The organism is Cytobacillus oceanisediminis, assembly GCF_003182355.1.
GTDB classification, from domain to species: Bacteria; Bacillota; Bacilli; order Bacillales; family Cytobacillaceae; genus Cytobacillus; species Cytobacillus oceanisediminis_A.
Genome location: NZ_QGTW01000005.1, coordinates 187,885 through 207,168, shown reverse-complemented (window position 1 = coordinate 207,168; position 19,284 = coordinate 187,885). Strand labels below are relative to the sequence as shown.

The window sequence follows — 19,284 nt, the reverse complement described above, 5'->3', positions numbered from 1 at the left end:
GTACCCAAGCTTACAAATAGCTTGTGAATATAATGAAATGATTCATGATAAAGAAACCAAATAGAAGATACAGAGGAGATAATATGGAAGAAAAGAAAATTTACTATGATAAGGAAAAAGGCTGCTTACTAGCACCTAAATCTGGATGGCAGCGAAGGAAAGAAGCCTTCCGCATCCGTTTTATGTCTGCTGTTTCTCACTTAATCATGCCGCCAAAAGAACATCCATGCAATGGGGATGAACAGCTTCCCGCAAAAATAGGCAGCTACTCTAAGGGCCTTCCGCATAACCCTCTTGGAGAAGTTGTACCCCAGGCGTATGATCGCTATTTAGAAGCTTTAAAGTCCGGCAATCCAGAAGATTTTGAATCAATCCCTATGGGAGGGAAGGTGAAACTCGCTAATCCCCAGGCTTCCTATGTATATGATTTAATTGGACCGGATTGCCATCAATTGACTTTGCTCAAGCCTCCAGCTTTCAGCAGCGCCTGGGAGGCTGGAGAAATGGCCGAGTTATATTGGCAGGCACTTACTAGGGATATTCCTTTCCAAACCTATGAAAGTGATCCCCTGATTCAGGCAGCCGCTAGTGAACTATCAGGATTTTCTGATTTTCGGGGGCCGAAAGTTAACGGAAAGGTCACTCCTGAAACGTTGTTCCGCAGTGAGTTTCCAGGTAATCTGACAGGTCCATATATTTCACAGTTCCTATGGAAGGACATACCTTACGGTGCTGCAGCCATTCCTCAGAAATACAGTACCACTTTGGCTGGGTCTGATCATATGACTTCTTATGATGAATGGCTGAATATACAAAACGGCTCATCACCCCGAGATCCGATAAAGGACCCGGTCCCCCGCTATATCCGAAACGGCCGTGACTTAGGTGAATATGTACATTATGACTTTTCATTTCAATGTCCGCTTTCGGCCTGTTTAATTTTGCTGAGTTATGGGCCCGATGCTCTCGACCCGCACAACCCCTATCATAAGTCGGCTACCCAGGGAGGATTCATTACGTTCGGAGCTGCGCATATATTGGACATGGTCACAAAAGCAGGGAGGATGGCACTGGAAGCTGCCTGGTTCCAAAAATTCCTCGTCCACCGCAGGCTCCGTCCAGAAGAATTTGGCGGGCGAGTTCATAACCATATGAATGGAACGGCAAATTACCCCATCCACTCAGAGCTCCTTGAATCCCAAGCCCTTTCTCACGTATTCAGCAAATATGCCTCTTATCTTCTGCCCATGGCTTATCCGGAAGGCTGCCCGACCCATCCAGCCTACCCAGCCGGCCATGCATGCATAGCTGGTGCAGGGGTTACGATCCTTAAGGCATTTTTTAACGAATCATTTGTGATCCCAGATCCGGTAGAAGCCAGTATTGATGGACTCTCGCTGCTTCCTTATTCGGGAACACCTCTTACAGCAGGAGGGGAGCTTAATAAGCTTGGTGTGAATATGTCACTTGGCAGGGACACAGCAGGTGTTCATTGGCGTTCTGATGGCATTGAAGGGCTAAAGCTTGGTGAAGCCGTGGCCATTGGGCTCCTGCGGGATTACATCTCATCTTTTAATGAAAATTTTAGCGGTTTTACCCTAACCAAATTTGATGGAAAAAAAGTAACGATTAAATAAGCTTTATAGACACATGTGCGAACCTCAGCGCCATGTGTTTTTTTGAGGATAAAAACTGGGATCTCGATAACAGTCTTGTTCTAGCGTCTGCTCTTTCAGCTCGTCTGGTATTTGATGGGGGCGGAAATTCTCAGGAACGAGCGATTTTTGCTCCTGTGCTTTTTATGCGTCATGGGACAAGTTTTTTTCGAAAAAAACGCCTTTGACATTTTCCTGACACATTGGGCCTTTAAAGTATGTCTTGTAAGGCAAACAAAACAAATCCAAATTCAAAATAGATAAGAAGGAAGTGTTAAATCATGACTGATTTTAACGAAGAAAGCAGAACGGAAAATCAAGCGGTAAAAAAGCCGGTATGGAAAGGGTTCCTATCAACCGTGGCGGCAGGGGTGCTCGGATCGGCGCTTACTCTGACGGCGGTTCCGTATTTCCAGAATGACACGCCTCAGGCCACTGTTCCGGAAAAAAATGTACAAGCCGAAAGCTCATCAAATCTTGATGTGACGCCTGTGTCTTCTTCATCCAACTCCCTGGCGGATACCATTGAGCAGGCATCCAAAGCAATTGTCGGTGTTGTGAATATGCAGCAGCAAAACAATAATCCGTTCAGCCAATCGAGCGAAGCAGCGGAAAGCGGCACGGGGTCGGGCGTTATTTTTAAAAAGACAAACGATGCCGCCTACATTGTGACCAACAACCATGTGATCGAAAATGCCAGCGAAATTCAGGTGACTCTGCATGATGGTGAGAAGGTGACGGCTGAATTGGTTGGAACCGATGCGCTGACAGATATTGCGGTGTTAAAAATCTCGGGTGATGTATCCGCATCTGTGATGGAGTTTGGCGATTCTTCCAAGCTAAGAGCCGGAGATCAGGTGCTGGCAATCGGTAATCCGCTTGGCCTTGATTTATCAAGGACGGTTACACAGGGGATTGTGAGTGCGGTAGACCGGTCGATTGCTGTCAGCACTTCTGCAGGGGAGTGGAATTTGAACGTCATTCAAACCGATGCTGCGATCAATCCAGGAAACAGCGGCGGGGCACTGATTAACACGGCAGGACAGCTCGTTGGAATCAACAGCTTGAAGATTGCGGAGAATGGTGTAGAAGGGCTGGGCTTTGCGATTCCAAGCAATGATGTTCAAACGCTGATCAATCAATTGATTGAAAATGGAAAAGTGGTGCGTCCTTATCTTGGTGTTGGACTGGCAAGCTTTGACGAAGTGCCTCCTAAATATATTCAGAATCTGCCAAATGACGTTACCAGCGGGGCGATTGTAGCAAATATTGATCCGGATTCCGCTGCAGCCAAAGCAGGCCTTCAAGTGGAGGATATACTCGTTAAAATTGGCGGCAAGAAAATTACGAATTCCAGCGATTTGCGCAAGCACTTATATAGCAATTTTTCAATAGGTGATAAGGTAAAAATCGAATTTTACCGCGGAGGCGAATTAAAAACAGCTGAAGTTACTTTGACAAGCAATCAGAAAGTGAATTAGGAAGGGGAACATGATGAAAAACAAGAAAGTTCTATTTTGGGTATTTGGCACAATTTTTACAATAGGAGCAGCTTTCACCATCTTTTTTACCGTACAGGATGATGCTGTAGCGACCGTGAATGGGGAAAAAATCAACGAGGATGAGCTGCATGAGCGGCTCGTCTCCCAGTACGGACAGGACCTTTTGGACACCTTAATCACCGACAAAGTGATTGAGCAGGAAGTGGAAAAGGAAAAAATTAAAGTGACACAAGAAGAAATTGATGAAGAAAAAGCAGTATATGCCGAGTCGTACGGGGGGGAGGATGCTTTAAAGCAGACACTGGAAACGAGCGGCCTGACGATGGCGGATTTTGAAAAGGATATCAAATCATATCTGGCAACGAAGAAACTGCTGGAACCAAGAATCGAGATTACGGAAGATGAAATGAAAACTTATTTTGATGAAAACAAAGACAGCTTTGCACAACAGGAGCAGGTGAAAGCGAGCCACATTTTAGTAGAAGATGAGGCAACGGCAAAAGAAGTCATTGAGAAACTGAATGGTGGCGGGGACTTCGCAGAATTGGCCGCGGAATACTCAACTGATGACAGCAATAAAGATGCCGGCGGAGACCTTGGATTCTTCGGAAAAGGAGATATGGTTGCTGAGTTTGAAGAGGCAGCTTTTTCGTTGGAAGTTGGTAAAATCAGCGAACCTGTCAAGACAGAGTACGGTTACCATGTGATCAAGGTAGCAGAAAAGCAAGAAGCAAAAGAAGCTGTTTATGAGGATGTAAAAGAAGAAATCAAGAATGCATTATTTGAAACGAAAATGCAGACAGAATACACATCATGGCTTGATGAGAAATTTGAAGAATATGAGATTAAGAACTATTTAGAGGGCTGAGTTAGGAGGGGAGAATGGGGATGAATTTTTTAAAGCGAGCTTTTTTAAGTATGAAAGCCAGAAAAGGGAAAAGTATTCTGCAGGTTTTTGTTTTTACGGTTATATGTGTGTTCGTTTTGGCTGGCCTGTCCATCCAGACAGCAGCCGAAAAATCAGGGGATTTGGCAAGGCAAAAGCTGGGAGCGGATGTTACCTTGCAAGTCGATATGGAAAAGCTGAGAGAACAGGCAATGTCACAGCAAACCGGAGGAGAGAGGGTACGATTCCAATCAGTGCCGGTTCCGCTTGAAACGGCTGAAGAGCTAACAGATTACGAACAAATTAAAGGCTATAATTTTTATTCATCTACTACTGGACTAGCTTCAGATTTTGAACCAATCGAAAGCGATTCCTCTGCGTTAGAAACGTCTGAAGATAGCAGTGAAAGCGAGAGCCCGGGCAGAGGCATGCCGGGTGGAATGATGCAGGGAGACGTCAGCCTTCAGGGAGTTGCTTTTACCGATTCTGTTGCAGAATTTATGGAAGGAACGGCAGCAATTGTCGAAGGAAGCGGGATAACAGAAGAGAATATTGGAAAAAATGTCACACTTATTGAACAAACATTAGCGGAAGAAAATGAATTAAAGGTTGGCGATACTATCACGGTTTCCAGCCCGCGGGACGAGTCAGCAGCTATAGAACTCGAAATAATCGGTATCTATGAAACGGCTTCAACTGGGTCCGATCAGGCGATGGATTTTACAGCCTTGAATCCTTATAACAAGCTATATGTTCCTTACACAGCAGCAGCTGCGTTAAAGGGTGATGATTATGAAAATACAATTGATAGTGCTATTTACTATATAGATGATCCGGAAGCGATGCAAAGCTTTATTGATCAGGCAAAAGCGGAAAGCAGCATTGATTTTGACATCTTCAAACTTGATGCGGATGACCAGCTTTACCAGCAAATGGTTGGGCCGATTGAGAATGTAGCCAGTTTTTCAAATAATATCGTGTATTTGGTTTCCCTTGCTGGAGCCATTATTTTGGGCTTGATTGTCATGTTGTCTATCCGGGAACGAAAGTATGAGATGGGCGTTCTGCTGGCCATTGGCGAAAAAAGGTGGAAGCTTGCCGGCCAGTTCATGGCAGAAATTTTAGTCGTGGCGGTTCTGTCGCTTTGCATTGCTACAGTGAGCGGAAATGTAGTGGCCAGTCAGCTTGGCGATCAGCTGCTGCATCAGGAACTTGAATCAGCGGAACAAAGTAATACACCGGAATCTTTTAGAGGAAGAGGCATGGGCGGATTTGGTCCGGGAATGATTCAGGCACAGCAATCGGGACAAGTGGAAACCGTTGAGGAGCTAAATGTCCAAGTGACAACAGAGGATCTACGATTTCTGGCGCTAATCGGGCTGGTGATTGCGGCGGTTTCGGCACTTTTGCCATCGCTATCTGTTCTGCGCCTTCAGCCGAAAGCTATCCTCACCAAGCAGGATTAATATTTAAAAAGGAGATGGGGAAAAATGAGTGCTTTGCTGGAATTTAAAAATATCAGCTACTGGTATAAACACGAAAATAAAAAACACGATATCTTGAAAAATATTAATGTCAGTTTCGAGAAAGGCAAGTTCTACAGCATTACCGGGCCTTCCGGTTCTGGAAAAACCACGTTCCTGGCCCTTGCAAGTGCGCTGGATGTTCCGAAAGAGGGAGAAGTTCTGTATGAAGGGAAGGACATCCGTAAAATAGGGCTGACCAGATACCGCAATAAATATGTCTCGATTGTCTTCCAATCTTATAATTTGCTGCCCTATATGACAGCATTGCAAAATGTTTTGACCGCCATGGAAATTACGGGCACTTCCAGGAAAAATAAAAAGGCTGTCGCTTTGGAAATGCTGCAGCGGGTGGGGATTTCTGAAATACAGGCACGGCAAAAAGTCCTCACATTAAGCGGAGGACAGCAGCAGCGTGTATCTATTGCGAGGGCACTGTGCTGTGATGCAGACCTGATTGTTGCTGATGAACCGACTGGAAACCTGGATGAAGATACCGCCCAGGAGATAGTTGGATTGCTGAGAACACTGGCCCATGATGAAGGGAAGTGCGTAATTGTTGTTACCCATGATCCGAATATCGCCCGGAATTCAGATGTAATGGTCAAGCTGTCAAAAGGAAGCATCACGGTTTCTGTGAATGAGAAAGAGCTGGTTTCTAATTAAAAAAGGTGCCTTTCCCTTGGCGGGGAGAGGCACCTTTTTGTTGAACACTATTTGTTCTTAAAACAGACGGTCAATGGGAAGTTGTGCATAAAATCGATAAGTGGTGCATAAGTAAGCGCAACTAAAGCATAATTTTAACAAGTGATGCGCAAATCTATGAAAGTGGTGCATAAATTTTAAATTGCTTTTTTAAACCTGAAATATCCATTCATAAATACGGGGTGTTTTCTATTTTGCATATTAATTTTATTAAATCCTGATCAAATTCACTCTATTATTCATACAACCCACCCGTATACATGCTGGTCAGGTTCTCAATTATATCGTCCATCTTGTATTTGCCATCATTCATGACCAGCTCCCACATAAACATTTCGTTGGAGTAGAACCATCCTCTTGCGGTAAGGAATGGGTCGAGATGCTGCTTGGCAAGCTTCTGCGCCTGGGCATAACGGATATCCACCGAAATCCGCTCGATAAAGCGCTCACGGATCATATACCATTTGTTATTGATTTCTGCTGATACTCCAATCGCTTCCTTTACTACATTCATCATATCCCGTTCATCCAAAGCCAGCTGGAGGAAAAGGCGGACCTGCTTTTTAATATTTTCATAGGCTTCGACTTTGGTCTGCGGTTTGAAGGGCATCTCCGCCACTTCGTAAAATTGGTTCATCAAATCTTCCATTAACGTGATGAAAAGCTCATCTTTATTTTTAAAATAGACGTATGCCGTTCCGTAGCCTGTTTTGGCTTTTTTAATAATTTGCGAGATAGTCGCTTTTTGAAAGCCGTTTTCGAGGAACACTTCTTTTCCGGCTTTCAGGAGTTTGCTGCGCGTCTTAATGGCTTGCTGCTGCCTTGCCGGCAATTGGCCGATTGAGTTTGTCATGGTTTCATTCCTTTGCCAGTTTGCTTTTATATTTCGAACGCCGAAGTATTTTTTTAGTATGAAAATGTAAAATTTTTTAAACGTCGATAACTGTCTAGCTCCAGCGCCTACCCCCTTGAGGTCACAAGCTTGTCTAGTTGCGGCTCCTAGGGACTCTCATAATCATCGCACGTCCAAAAGCGGCAGCTTTTGGGAGGATGGGGGTCATGCAGACGTTGCCACAGGACGTGGCGTTCTTAGTCTGCGTTCCTTCGTGGGCAAGGCGCTTCCGCTTTTCTTGTAAGTTTAAATGGTTTTGAGTTTTCTGACAACCTTATTGACATTATATCATTGACATAGTGTCAATCAAACTTATATAATTTGCGTAAATAATAAATATTCTGAAAGGTTGGAAATCTATGGATATTACACGTGAATATGCAATCGGAAAGGATGCACAGGATGAACTGGCATCTTATCGTGAAGAGTTTTATATAAAAGAAAACGGAATTTACTTGGATGGAAACTCCCTTGGACTTCTTTCCAAACGGGCTGAAAAATCGCTTCTCGATTTGCTGGATTCCTGGAAGCACCATGGAATTGACGGCTGGACAGAAGGCGATAATCCTTGGTTCTACCTATCTGAAACTCTAGGAAAAGAGTTGGCGCCAATCGTTGGAGCAAATCCGGAGGAAGTAGTTGTAAGCGGTTCCACAACTGTAAACCTGCACCAGCTTGTGTCAACTTTTTATAAGCCGGAAGGAAAAAGAACGAAAATATTGGCGGACGAATTAAATTTTCCGAGCGATATTTATGCGCTGCAAAGCCAGATTAAGCTAAAGGGCTTTGATCCTGCTGAGCACCTTGTCCAGGTAAAGAGCGGAGATGGCCATACGCTGAAAGAAGAAGATATTGTTGCAGCGATGACTGATGAGATCGCGCTGATTGTCCTGCCGGGTGTTTTGTATCGCAGCGGCCAGGTGCTGGATATGGAATACTTGACTGCCGAGGCGCATAAGCGCGGCATCGAGATTGGATTTGACTTATGCCATTCGGTTGGCTCCATTCCTCATAAGTTGAGTGTGTGGGATGCCGATTTCGCTTTCTGGTGCAACTATAAGCATCTGAATGGCGGACCAGGATCCACTGGCGGATTGTTCGTGAACAAGCGTCACTTTGGAAAAGTGCCCGGACTTGCCGGCTGGTTCAGCTCCCGTAAAGATAAGCAATTTGATATGGAGCATGAGTTGACAGTTGCTGAGGATGCAGGCGCATACCAAATCGGAACGCCGAATATTTTTAGCATGGCACCGATTATTGGGTCTCTAAGCATGTTTAATGAAGTTGGGATGGAGAAGATCCGCGAGAAATCCCTTAAACTGACAGGCTATCTGATAGATTTGATTAAGCATGAGCTGAACGGACACGGTTTTGTTCTGCGAAATCCGCTTGATGAGAAGAAGCGCGGCGGCCATATTTATCTGGAGCATCCGGAAGCGGCTAGAATTTGTAAGGCATTGAAGGCGGAGGGAGTCATTCCTGATTTCCGCGCACCGAATGGAATTAGGCTGGCGCCGGTTGCGCTTTACAATACATTTGAAGATGTATGGAAAACAGTGCAGATTTTAAAAGGCATCATGAAAGAGGAAAAATACAAGCAATTTGAAAATAAGCGGGGAGTCGTGGCATGACGAAAAAAGGGTGGATTGATATTTCACAGCCATTAAGCAGCGATATTGCGCACTGGCCCGGCGACACGCCATTCAAATACGAAACGGCTTTTACAAAAGAACAAACTGGTTCTGTCAATATTGGACGAATTACAACCAGCCTGCATACCGGTACCCATGTCGATGCGCCGTTCCATTTTAATGAAGAAGGCGAGAAGATTATTGATCTTGATATTGAGCTATATATCGGGGCTGCGCGTGTAATTGATGTGTCTGGTTATGATCGTGTGGATGCTGAAGTATTGCGCGGTTTTGATTTGGAAGGCGTGGAACGTGTGCTGCTGAAAACAGCGGTTCCGAATAATCCGGAAGTGTTTCCGGAAAGGATTTCTGAATTGGCTTCGGATATGGCGGACTACCTGGGCAGCAAAGGCGTGCGCCTGCTAGGTGTGGATGTCCCATCCGTCGATCCGCTCGACAGCAAGGATATGGAGACACACCATGCTTTATATCGAAATGGGATTCATATTCTCGAAAATATCATGCTTGATGATGTGGAAGAAGGAAATTACGAACTGATTGCGCTGCCGCTGCCAATTAAAGAGGCGGATGGCAGTCCGGTAAGGGCGGTTATTAGGCCAATATAGAGTTTTTAAAGGCAAAGTCTAAAGATATAACGGCCCAACTGCCTGGTTTATCGGGCAAACGGCAATTTTGCAGCTTTCATCTGCTTAGTAGAGGGAAAAAATAGTTAATACCGGCCATATTATTGAAAATACCGGCCAAAATCGTACATTTACCGGCCAATTTTAGTAAAATACCGGCCAAACTGAGGGATTTACCGGCCAAGCGGTAATTTGTAGCTTTGAGATTATGTACAGATTCGTATACCGGCCAGTTTCATGAATTTATCAGCCGAAACCGAATACTTATCGGCCAATTTTAGTAAAATACCGGCCAAACTGAGAGAGTTACCGGCCAACCGATATTTTTGCAGTTTTTCAGATTTGGTTTACCGGCCAAACGATAATTAGCAGGCTGCCAAATTCATAGTGGCCACTTTCCAATTAAATCGGTCAGTTACCGATATTCCGGGCTTGAACCACAATAAGAACCAGAACTAACAACACAAGGAGGATCAACATGATCAACGAAAAAAAACACCAGGACGAAAATGCAACGACCTCTGAAAAAAATATTCATACGGATTTTACAAATAACATGACATATGGAGAGTACCTGCAGCTGGATAAGATCCTATCTGCACAGAACAGGCTGTCCGGCCATCATGATGAGATGCTGTTTATTGTTATCCACCAGGTGAGTGAGCTGTGGATGAAGCTGATTCTTCATGAGATGGGTGCAGCAATCCAATCGATTGAAAACAATGATTTATCCACAGCACAGAAGCGCCTTGCACGTGTTTCGAAGACGCAATCGCAGATTATCCAGGCCTGGGATGTGTTATCCACACTGACACCGTCCGAGTATATGGAGTTCCGCGATTCTTTAGGTCAGGCATCTGGCTTCCAATCCTACCAGTATCGTATGGTAGAATTTGCGTTAGGCTACAAAACGGAGCATGTTCTGAAAATCTATCAAAAAGATCCGGAGCTGCACGCGAAATTAAAAGAAGCCTTCGAAGCACCTGGACTTTACGATGTGGCGATCCGAGCACTTCATAAAGCGGGGCTTCCGATTGAGGATGAGATCCTGAACAGGGACGTAACAAGAACATATAAAGAAAATGATTCTGTGCGTAATGCCTGGATGACTGTGTATAAGAATCCTGAAAAGTACTGGGAATTGTATGAGCTGGCTGAAAAGCTTGTGGATATTGAAGACTGGCTGCAGCAGTGGCGTTTCCGCCATATGAAAACAGTGGAAAGAATCATCGGCTTCAAGATGGGCACTGGCGGTTCTTCAGGTGTCGGGTATTTGAAAAAAGTGCTGGATCAACGCTTCTTCCCTGAACTTTGGGATATCCGCACGGAGCTATAAAATAGAGAGATTATCAGGGGGGTACTATGAGTACAAATCGAGAGCAATGGTCATCTAAATTCGGTTTTATCATGTCCTCGGCCGGTGCGGCGATCGGCCTGGGGGCCATCTGGAAATTTCCGTACGTAGCCGGAACGAGCGGCGGGGGCGCATTTTTGCTCATGTTTATTGTATTTACCGTTCTGATTGGGCTGCCCATGCTTATTTCAGAATTTATTATCGGACGGGGCGCACAGAAAGAGGCGGTTTCTGCTTATTATAAGCTTGCGCCCAATAGCTGGTGGACGATTACAGGGAAGCTTGGCGTAATCGGCTGTTTCCTGCTGCTTTCCTTCTATGCAGTTGTAGGGGGATGGGTGCTGATTTATACTGTAATGGCGATTGGCGGCCAAATCATTACGCCGGATGCAGCGTATCCTGAATTATTTGGCAGCGTCACATCCACACCAGGTTTGACACTTATCGGTCTTGCAGCATTTTTGCTAATTAATATTATTGTTATTACGTTCGGGATACAAAATGGAATTGAAAAAGCAAGCAAATATATGATGCCGCTTTTATTTGTATTCTTTATTGTGCTTGTGATCCGTGCCTTGACTCTGGATGGTGCAATGGAAGGGGTTAAATTCTTCCTGAGCCCTGATTTCAGCAAGATCACCGGTGAATCTGCCCTTTACGCACTTGGACAGTCGTTCTTTGCTCTTGCAGTCGGTTTTTCCTGCATGGTTACATACAGTTCTTATTTGGATAAAAAAGTAAGTATTCCTGCCTCAGCGGGTTCCGTTGTAGTCATGAATATCTTTATATCCATTCTGGCTGGATTGGCCATATTCCCGGTTGTATTTGCATTTGGCTTCGAGCCTGCACAAGGCCCGGGTCTCCTGTTCATGGTTCTGCCGGCAGTCTTTTCACAGATTCCAATGGGTGAATTTTTCCTTGCGATCTTCCTGCTTTTATTCTTATTTGCAACATTGACATCTTCGTTTAGCATGCTGGAAATTATCGTCTCCGCTTTTATCGAGAACGGAAAGCACTCACGGAAAAAAATCTCCTGGATCTTCGGAATTGTTGTATTTGCGGCTGGGATTCCTGCTGCATTATCGTATAGCTTGCTGGGAGACTTTCAGATTTTCGGAAAAAATGTCTTTGATGCAACCGACTTCCTTGTCAGCAATATCTTGCTGCCGCTAGGAAGCCTGCTAATCGCGCTGTTTATTTCATATAAGATGAGCAAGCAGCTCGTGAAAGACGAATTTACAATCAGCAACACGCTCTCACCTGCCATGTACACAACCTGGAGCTTCCTTATGAAATGGGTGGTTCCGATTACCATTATCGTTGTCTTTATGAGCACGCTAGGCTTTATTTAAAAAGAAGCGCCCGTCTGTGGCGCTTTTTACGTTCAAAAGGAACTTTTTTATCAATAAGCGGTATACAATAAAAATAAGAGAGCTGGGACTGTGTATGTTTGATATTGGTTGAAAAATGGAAGAAGGTCTTTTCAATAAAATAAAAACTCCGAACACCGAGATCATAGAGATACAGTGATGGTACACCTATGGAGGAGGAGATCCAACAGCTATCCGAATTGGGATTCCTTCCAGCACCGTTAAGCGGGTACTTATCAAAACACAAAGCTCCAATTATTTGCTGTATACAAATTCCTCTAAGCTGAAGGATAAAATTTTTTCGTTTTTTATAAAAAAATACATTTTGCTTATATCTAAGGTTTAAAGGGAGCAAAATGAGGGTAATTAGTTTTAGGGTTTAGTAAAATGTTACTAGCCTCTTCCATAATTAAGTTTTCGGGAGGATTATCCACCGTTTAAACGAATGAGTATAATAGTCAACAAAACAAAGGGGCGTATGCTTAAAATGGAAGCAACTTACAAGGATAGCAAAGATATTGCGGAATTTATCGTTACGAATCGCGGGAATTTTCAGCAAAAGCTATTATCAGAAGCTGTTAATGTGGCTTCAAAAATTAACGAAATTTTACAAAGGGGCAATATCGACCTGTTAAAAAACGCAGAGAGATTGGCTCTATATGTGGCAGAAAATAGAGAAGAAGAGCTGATCGCTTTCGCCAAACAGGAAGGCGTTGCTTGGGCGGAGCATTCCTTGACCCTTTCGTTTAAATTGGAATGGGTTCAGGCAATCAGAAGAACACTATGGCATTTCCTTTATCAATTTGACAAGGTAAAAGAATTAAACCAAACCCACGAAAGCTTTTATAAGCAAGAAAAAGAGGTCAATGATCATGTTGACCAGTTCCTTAATAACTTTTTCATCAGCTATTCGGATTACAAAGATGAAATGCTAAAATCCCAGCGGAAATTGGTTGAGCATTTATCAGTGCCAATCATTCCAATCAGCTCTTCTGTAGCTGTTCTGCCGCTGATTGGCATGATTGATTCTTACCGGATCCAGACAATTGAAGAAAAAGTCCTGATGGATATTTCTTCAGTCAAAATCCAAACATTGATCATGGATCTTTCCGGTATTGCGGATATGGAGATCGATGTGATTGTTCATTTTAAAAAGATCCTGAGCGGCATTAAAATGATGGGGTGCGACGCAGTCCTTACTGGCTTGCGTGCTGAACTGGTCAGAAAGATGATCCATGCAGGAATTACCTTCGAAAAACAAGCTGAAACAAAGGGAACACTGCAGCAGACATTACGTGAATATTTGGTTTTAGAAGCGAAATAATATGCGTACATACATCAAGAATGCCTGGGACTGCAAATGGACCAACTTGTCCAAGAGCGGTGCCAGGCACTTTTTTATGGGAGGAGCACGCCAATGAAAGAGGAGTATTTTGATGACTTGCTTAATATCCAAACAAGCGGGGAGCAGAAAGGATTCCTTGAATCTTTCCACTACCACCGCTATGAGCCAACACCTTATGAGGCATTGGAAAAATTGTTTGCAGAATATAGGCCAAAAAGCAGTGATCGTGTCGTAGACTTCGGCTGCGGAAAAGGGAGGCTGGCCTTTTATGTTTATCATAAGTTTGATGCATCGGCAGTCGGAGTGGAGATGAGTGAGGGTTTTTATGGTGAGGCCGTTGAAAATCTGCACAATTACATAGGGAAAAAAGAGAGGATTAAATTTCAATGCTGTCTCGCACAGGAATATGAAATTGCTGCGGAAGACAACAGGTTTTATTTTTTTAACCCGTTTACCGTTCAGATTTTTATTAAAGCGGTGAACAATATCTTGCGATCTGCAGTGGACCATCCACGGGAGGTTGACATCATTCTGTATTATCCTTCAGAGGATTATATTTTTTATCTGGAAAACAGCACCGGGTTTGAGCTGATTAAGGAAGTTGACCTTGGGAAGCAGAATGAGAACGAGCGGTTTTTGGTGTATCGGTTCAATCAAACGTTTGATTGAAATGAAAATATCCTCATTTAATTACGGTGAAATAACAGTTTAATAGAAGTTTTTTTTTAATATTTTACCTGAATCGACAGGAAAAGGGTGCCCCACCAAAAAGGGCACCCTTTTTCCATTACTTCATGCTCAAACGTCTAATACGCTCATCCAAATCCGGATGTGTGGAGAACAATGAAGCTTTGCTTCTATTATTAATTTTTAGAGTAGAGATCGCCGTTTGCTCTTCACCCTTGATGCGGTTGGAGTATGCCTTCAGCATTTGCAGGGCATGGGTCATTTTATCCTTTCCTGCCAGGTCTGCGCCGCCGCGGTCCGCATGGAATTCACGGTGACGGGAGTAGGCGAAGACAACAAGGCTTCCCAGAATGGAGAAGGCGATTTGGAACACGATCACGGCAATGAAGTGCACAACCGGCGCCATTTCTTCTCTAACAAATCGGGATGCAACCCAGGCTGCAATGCGGGATAAGAAGACAACAAATGTGTTGACGACACCTTGTAGAAGGGTCATGGTTACCATATCTCCATTTGCAATATGCGCAACTTCGTGAGCAATAACGCCTTCAATGGCATCGTCGTCCATTTCCTGCAGCAATCCAGTTGAAACTGCGACAAGGGAACGTTTTTTAGATGGTCCGGTGGCAAATGCGTTCACTTCAGGAGAATGATAGATTCCTACTTCAGGCATATGTGTTAAGCCTGCTGCTCTGGATAGGCGGTGAACCTTTTCCACAATGTCACGTTCAGCTGATGATAGGGATCCATTCGGATCCAGCACCTGGACATTCATCATTTTCTTGGCCATCCAGCGGGACATCAAGAGAGAAATGAAGGAGCCGGAGAAACCAATAACAGCACTGAAAACAAGCAGTGCACCAAAGTCAATGCCGCCCTGGGCATTAATATAATTTCCTCCGCCAATCAGCGAGAAAATAATACTGATCGTCAATAAGACAAGTACGTTCGTCAATAAAAAGTAAAATATACGCTTACCCATTTCCTCACCCTTATATAAATATTTTTTGTGTTTCGAGGTCTTATGAACTTGTCACTTGACTATATTTTATATTTTTTCTAAGAAAATAGCAAGAATTTAATACAGTTATGATAGTGCCAAAAGGAAAAACCAAACCACTAGACATTGACTGTTAAATAGGAAACAATTAGGATGGAGACATCTAATAGAGAAACGCAGGGGCTGATTACCTTGGAATTATTCCAGCTATCGAGGAAAAGCATGGCTGATTTTCTTTTCTCGCTAAAAGGGGAAGGGGACTATACGCCAAAAGAAATCCTTCAGAATGCGTGGGCAGCTGCTCATGAAAAAAGCGGAAAATCAATGGAGGCGTTTTTAGATACAAAGATGCCGGCCATTTTTGAAAAATTGTTAAGGGCTGATTTGCGGAAAATTGGCTTTTCGATAAATGAAATTGTGGCACTGGGAAACCAAATTGAATTTACGAATTTATCTTCAACGGCTGTTCAGAACTGGGTAAAGCGGGATGTGAAGGAGCTGATTGGAAGTCCGCAGCTTGGCAAAAAATATTCTGTCGACCAGGCTGCAATGCTATTTATCGTGGAGGATTTGAAAGCGACTCTGGATTTCGACTCTATCCGAAAAATTCTCGCACTCTTATTCAATGACCTTGATGACCGCACAGATGATGTAATTGAGCCAATTCTCTTTTATTCTGCCTACGCAGCCATTTTTGAAAAAGCTCATCATCAAAATATAGTAGGGGAAAGCATGCACGAACAGATTGAGAAGTGCATCAAAAAAGAAGCCTTAAGGACGCTGGAGAATTTTCAAGACCTAACCGACCAGCAAAAAGACATTGTCTCCAATATCCTCGTCACCGCATCCTTGACCGTCCTATCGGCGTACTATAAGTCGCTTACAAAAAAATACGTAACAGCTACCCTGTTTTTAAATGGGTAACCGAAAGCATCGCCAGTTTTACAGCTGGCGACCTTTTGTCTATCAGTAAATGTGGTACCAGGTACCACCCGAATTTTGTCGAAATTGAATATTTTGAATTTTTTACCTGATATAGCTAATATGTTTATAGTGATAAAAATTGTTAAAAGGAGGCAATTGATTTTGGAGCATACCCTAATTAAAGCAGATGATTATGTAACGTTGTGGGGGATTATTGTGGTGTGGGCTTCAGCGAGCATTTATTTGGAGCAGCGCTACAGCTGGGCCTCAAAGATTTCAGGTGCTATTGTTGCGCTGATCGGTGCGATCATACTATCGAATACCGGCATTATTCCTACAGCCTCGCCTGTTTATGATGCAGTTTGGACCTTTATTATCCCGCTCGCCATTCCGCTGCTGCTTTTCCATGTGAATTTTAAGAGAATCTGGCAGGAAAGCGGCCGGTTGCTGATTATCTTTCTGATCAGCTCCATCGGTACCGTTGCAGGTGTGATCATCAGTTTCTTTTTGCTGAAGGCTCATATCCCGATGCTCGATAAAATTGGCGCCATGCTCAGCGCGTCCTATATTGGCGGGGGTGTGAACTTTGCGGCCATGGCTGCGAAGTTTGAAACACCGGGGGAAATGGTATCTTCAGCGGTTGTCGCTGACAATTTAATGATGGCTATATATTTCGTCGTCCTGATGATCATTCCGTCCATGAGCTTTTTCAGAAGCCGTTTTAAAGCTCCGCATGTTGAAAAAGTGGAAAGAGGCAGTTTAGGAGAAGATGGCAAGACGCTTGCGGAAAGCTTTTGGAAGCGGAAGGATATTTCGTTGAAGGATATGGCAATGTCGATTGGAACGGCCTTTCTGCTCGTCATTGTTTCTTTTAAAATAGCAGAATTCCTGGATGGATTCATTCCTTCTGGCGATGAAACATCATTCTTTTTGAATCTGCTTAATGGGCTATTCGGCGACAAGTATTTAATGCTGACAACTTTGACATTCCTTCTCCTGGCGTTGTTTCCGAAGTACTTTGAATCGATAAACGGAAGCCAGGAAATCGGAACTTTCCTGATTTACTTGTTCTTTGTTGTCATCGGCATTCCGGCATCCATTCCACTCATAATTCAAAATGCCCCACTGCTGCTGGTGTTTGTTTTCATTATCATTGTTGTAAATATGGCGCTTTCATTAACAGCCGGGAAACTATTAAAATATGATCTTGAAGAAATTCTCCTGGCCAGCAATGCGAACGTCGGAGGCCCGACAACTGCTGCAGCCATGGCGATAGCAAAAGGCTGGAAGGACCTGATTGGACCGATTCTGGTCGTCGGAACGCTCGGATACATTATCGGCAACTATGTCGGCACCACGCTTGGACTGTGGTTTTCCGGTCTTATGTAAAAATAGTATCCGTCCCGCAATCCTTATTGCGGGTTTTTCCTATTCCGGAAAAAAGCTATACCTATAAAAAATCACGATTAAAATCCCGCCTAATAATAAGAAGCAGATAAGAAAAGTCTTTTGCTCGCCCAATTATTGAACCCCTGCAAAACTGTTTACATTTATATCGGCCAATAATCCGACTTTTTCGGTCACTTTTTGGATATATCGGTCAGATTTTCATTTTATCGGTCACTTTTAAAATATATCGGTCAGATTTCCAATATATCGGTCAGTTGTCGATATACTGGTCTTTTGGCCACATGCAGATAAAGTTCGTTCCTCTTAAATAAATTTCCAATTTTCTTCAAGTGAAATCCAAAGAAATTTATCAGGATTTATATTATAATAATAGCTAGTTTATTTTTTAGAGAGACGAAACTTTTGATTGGAAAGCGGTGTTGGCAGCATGAATAAGCGGTTTGGTACCGTTACGATCTTTTCTTCCGTACAATGGCTTTTCTTTATATTTGCGAATACAGTGATGATTCCCATATCAGTAGGGGCTGTCTTCCAGCTGCCCAGTGAAACGATTGCAATGATGCTAAGAGTATCGCTTGTATTTACGGGGCTTGCATCGATTTTCCAGGGGTGGGCAGGGCATCGCTATCCGTTGATGGAGGGCCATTCCGGCTTGCTGTGGGGAGTCATTTTAAATTTGGGTTTATCGGCATCCTCTTTGGGGATGAGCTTTACCCAAATAGGCGGAGGGATCGCGACAGGTGTCCTTTTGGCATCAGCAGTAACTTTAATTCTCGCAGCTTTTAATGGAATATCGCTATTAAAATCGATCTTCAATCCGATGGTGATGTCAGTTTATCTGTTTCTATTAACCTTCCAGCTGATTTTTATCTTTTTTAAAGGCATGATGAAAGTCAGTGACCAGGGCACGATTGATGTTCCCATTACTTTATATTCTTTTGCACTCGTCATTTTTGTTAGTCTTTTAAAATTAAAAGGGAATGGCATCATCAGCAATTTTTCCATTTTAATAGGTTTGCTGGGCGGCTGGATTGGCTATGATTTGCTATTTATGAGTGAGGGGCAGCAAGGTGCGGCATCGGCGGGGGAAGTGAGCTTTACGCTGTTTCCATTAGGACAGCCTAACCTCGAAGTTGGAATTATCGCCGTCACTTTCTTTGCCGGATTGATGAACCTGAGCAACACAGTCGCTTCGATTAGCTCGGCGGATACGCTATTTAAAAAAGAATCCGGTAAGCGGGAGTATCGGGGTTCGATTTTTTTTACTGCCGTTTTCACAGTGATCGGAAGCGGATTTGGCCTGGTGCCGTTTACTCCATTCACTTCATCAATTGGATTTTTGCAGAGTACACGAATTTTAATGAAAACGCCATTTTTCCTTGGGGGTGCACTGCTGGCCGTGATTGGCATGATCCCTCCGCTGGGTTCATGGCTGGCCGGCATGCCGGTCACAGTCGGAAACGCAGTGCTGTTTGTTGCTTATCTGCAGCTGTTCGGAACGGCTTTTAACAGCTTAAACGGAAAAACCTTTAATTCGGATACAATTTTCCGTCTGGCAGCGCCGGTGCTCATCGGCATTAGCTTAATGAACACTCCGGCCGCCTTGTTCGCTGATTTGCCAGTCCTGATCCAGCCATTTATATCAAACGGCCTGATTATGGGCGTACTCATCTCCATTCTCATGGAAAAAATGGTGAACTGGTCTGCGTTTGAGCAATTTGAATTAAAAAATAACTGAAAAAGTCCCCTGGGTAAG

Annotated in this window: 16 protein-coding genes and 1 pseudogene; 15 read left to right on the top strand and 2 right to left on the bottom strand. The window is 43.7% G+C overall.

The features are described from left to right. The first annotated feature begins 83 nt into the window (after positions 1 to 83). The 5 genes from DFO73_RS11830 to DFO73_RS11810 all read left to right on the top strand — a co-directional run bounded on the left by DFO73_RS11830 (position 84) and on the right by DFO73_RS11810 (position 6,232). Positions 84 to 1,637, top strand: coding sequence for a vanadium-dependent haloperoxidase (locus DFO73_RS11830; RefSeq protein ID WP_110064983.1), 1,554 nt, complete (start codon positions 84 to 86; stop codon positions 1,635 to 1,637). A 299-nt stretch (positions 1,638 to 1,936) separates the two neighbouring features. Continuing rightward, entirely contained in the window at positions 1,937 to 3,136 is a 1,200-nt protein-coding gene (locus tag DFO73_RS11825) for a S1C family serine protease (protein ID WP_110064982.1), read from the top strand. Between the two features lie 10 nt (positions 3,137 to 3,146). After that, entirely contained in the window at positions 3,147 to 4,025 is an 879-nt protein-coding gene (locus DFO73_RS11820; protein ID WP_258309423.1) for a peptidylprolyl isomerase, read from the top strand. A 20-nt stretch (positions 4,026 to 4,045) separates the two neighbouring features. Beyond that, positions 4,046 to 5,509, top strand: coding sequence for an ABC transporter permease (locus DFO73_RS11815; RefSeq protein WP_110065058.1), 1,464 nt, complete (start codon positions 4,046 to 4,048; stop codon positions 5,507 to 5,509). Positions 5,510 to 5,533: 24 nt separating this feature from the next. Further along, a complete protein-coding gene (locus DFO73_RS11810; protein ID WP_110064981.1) occupies positions 5,534 to 6,232 on the top strand; it encodes an ABC transporter ATP-binding protein in 699 nt (232 codons plus the stop codon). 274 nt (positions 6,233 to 6,506) lie between these two features. On the opposite strand, the gene DFO73_RS11805 is transcribed toward DFO73_RS11810, so the two are convergent. Continuing rightward, on the bottom strand, positions 6,507 to 7,124 hold the full coding sequence (locus DFO73_RS11805) for a TetR/AcrR family transcriptional regulator (protein WP_110064980.1): 618 nt from the start codon (positions 7,122 to 7,124) through the stop codon (positions 6,507 to 6,509). A 398-nt stretch (positions 7,125 to 7,522) separates the two neighbouring features. On the opposite strand from DFO73_RS11805, the gene kynU reads away from it, so the two are divergent. From kynU to DFO73_RS11775, 7 genes and pseudogenes are all read left to right on the top strand, one after another. Beyond that, positions 7,523 to 8,794: a kynureninase gene (kynU, locus tag DFO73_RS11800; RefSeq protein WP_110064979.1), complete on the top strand. Its 1,272-nt coding sequence runs from the start codon at positions 7,523 to 7,525 to the stop codon at positions 8,792 to 8,794. Beyond that, the gene (kynB, locus tag DFO73_RS11795; RefSeq protein WP_110064978.1) at positions 8,791 to 9,420 is read left to right on the top strand and encodes an arylformamidase; all 630 of its coding nucleotides are present in this window, start codon (positions 8,791 to 8,793) and stop codon (positions 9,418 to 9,420) included. The genes kynU and kynB overlap by 4 nt, the downstream gene beginning before the upstream one ends. A gap of 496 nt (positions 9,421 to 9,916) precedes the next feature. Further along, entirely contained in the window at positions 9,917 to 10,774 is an 858-nt protein-coding gene (kynA, locus tag DFO73_RS11790) for a tryptophan 2,3-dioxygenase (protein ID WP_110064977.1), read from the top strand. Between the two features lie 26 nt (positions 10,775 to 10,800). Further along, on the top strand, positions 10,801 to 12,144 hold the full coding sequence (locus DFO73_RS11785) for a sodium-dependent transporter (protein WP_110064976.1): 1,344 nt from the start codon (positions 10,801 to 10,803) through the stop codon (positions 12,142 to 12,144). Positions 12,145 to 12,340: 196 nt separating this feature from the next. After that, a pseudogene (locus DFO73_RS29930) lies at positions 12,341 to 12,508 on the top strand (SunI/YnzG family protein); the annotation flags it as partial. A gap of 141 nt (positions 12,509 to 12,649) precedes the next feature. Beyond that, the gene (locus DFO73_RS11780; protein ID WP_110065057.1) at positions 12,650 to 13,486 is read left to right on the top strand and encodes an STAS domain-containing protein; all 837 of its coding nucleotides are present in this window, start codon (positions 12,650 to 12,652) and stop codon (positions 13,484 to 13,486) included. A gap of 93 nt (positions 13,487 to 13,579) precedes the next feature. Next, on the top strand, positions 13,580 to 14,176 hold the full coding sequence (locus DFO73_RS11775) for a class I SAM-dependent methyltransferase (protein ID WP_110064975.1): 597 nt from the start codon (positions 13,580 to 13,582) through the stop codon (positions 14,174 to 14,176). A 118-nt stretch (positions 14,177 to 14,294) separates the two neighbouring features. Here DFO73_RS11775 and htpX read toward each other — a convergent pair whose 3' ends face one another. Next, positions 14,295 to 15,176, bottom strand: a complete 882-nt coding sequence (gene htpX, locus DFO73_RS11770) for a protease HtpX (RefSeq protein ID WP_110064974.1) — start codon at positions 15,174 to 15,176, stop codon at positions 14,295 to 14,297. Between the two features lie 210 nt (positions 15,177 to 15,386). Between htpX and DFO73_RS11765 the strand changes: the two genes are divergently transcribed. The 3 genes from DFO73_RS11765 (at position 15,387) to DFO73_RS11755 (ending at position 19,266) form a co-directional block, all read left to right on the top strand. Further along, on the top strand, positions 15,387 to 16,118 hold the full coding sequence (locus tag DFO73_RS11765) for a DUF1836 domain-containing protein (RefSeq protein ID WP_110065056.1): 732 nt from the start codon (positions 15,387 to 15,389) through the stop codon (positions 16,116 to 16,118). Positions 16,119 to 16,280: 162 nt separating this feature from the next. Then, positions 16,281 to 17,507, top strand: a complete 1,227-nt coding sequence (locus tag DFO73_RS11760) for a DUF819 family protein (protein WP_110064973.1) — start codon at positions 16,281 to 16,283, stop codon at positions 17,505 to 17,507. Positions 17,508 to 17,955: 448 nt separating this feature from the next. Further along, a complete protein-coding gene (locus DFO73_RS11755) occupies positions 17,956 to 19,266 on the top strand; it encodes a uracil/xanthine transporter (protein ID WP_110065055.1) in 1,311 nt (436 codons plus the stop codon). Positions 19,267 to 19,284 lie beyond the last annotated feature (18 nt).

What these genes read in the sequence shown, in the direction of transcription:
- DFO73_RS11755 (WP_110065055.1), top strand. Translation starts at nt 17,956, where the DNA reads ATGAATAAGCGGTTTGGTACCGTTACGATCTTTTCTTCCGTACAATGG.
- DFO73_RS11805 (WP_110064980.1), bottom strand. Translation starts at nt 7,124, where the DNA reads ATGACAAACTCAATCGGCCAATTGCCGGCAAGGCAGCAGCAAGCCATT.
- DFO73_RS11830 (WP_110064983.1), top strand. Translation starts at nt 84, where the DNA reads ATGGAAGAAAAGAAAATTTACTATGATAAGGAAAAAGGCTGCTTACTA.
- kynB (WP_110064978.1), top strand. Translation starts at nt 8,791, where the DNA reads ATGACGAAAAAAGGGTGGATTGATATTTCACAGCCATTAAGCAGCGAT.
- kynA (WP_110064977.1), top strand. Translation starts at nt 9,917, where the DNA reads ATGATCAACGAAAAAAAACACCAGGACGAAAATGCAACGACCTCTGAA.
- DFO73_RS11775 (WP_110064975.1), top strand. Translation starts at nt 13,580, where the DNA reads ATGAAAGAGGAGTATTTTGATGACTTGCTTAATATCCAAACAAGCGGG.
- DFO73_RS11825 (WP_110064982.1), top strand. Translation starts at nt 1,937, where the DNA reads ATGACTGATTTTAACGAAGAAAGCAGAACGGAAAATCAAGCGGTAAAA.
- htpX (WP_110064974.1), bottom strand. Translation starts at nt 15,176, where the DNA reads ATGGGTAAGCGTATATTTTACTTTTTATTGACGAACGTACTTGTCTTA.
- DFO73_RS11780 (WP_110065057.1), top strand. Translation starts at nt 12,650, where the DNA reads ATGGAAGCAACTTACAAGGATAGCAAAGATATTGCGGAATTTATCGTT.
- kynU (WP_110064979.1), top strand. Translation starts at nt 7,523, where the DNA reads ATGGATATTACACGTGAATATGCAATCGGAAAGGATGCACAGGATGAA.
- DFO73_RS11810 (WP_110064981.1), top strand. Translation starts at nt 5,534, where the DNA reads ATGAGTGCTTTGCTGGAATTTAAAAATATCAGCTACTGGTATAAACAC.
- DFO73_RS11820 (WP_258309423.1), top strand. Translation starts at nt 3,147, where the DNA reads ATGATGAAAAACAAGAAAGTTCTATTTTGGGTATTTGGCACAATTTTT.
- DFO73_RS11785 (WP_110064976.1), top strand. Translation starts at nt 10,801, where the DNA reads ATGAGTACAAATCGAGAGCAATGGTCATCTAAATTCGGTTTTATCATG.
- DFO73_RS11815 (WP_110065058.1), top strand. Translation starts at nt 4,046, where the DNA reads ATGAATTTTTTAAAGCGAGCTTTTTTAAGTATGAAAGCCAGAAAAGGG.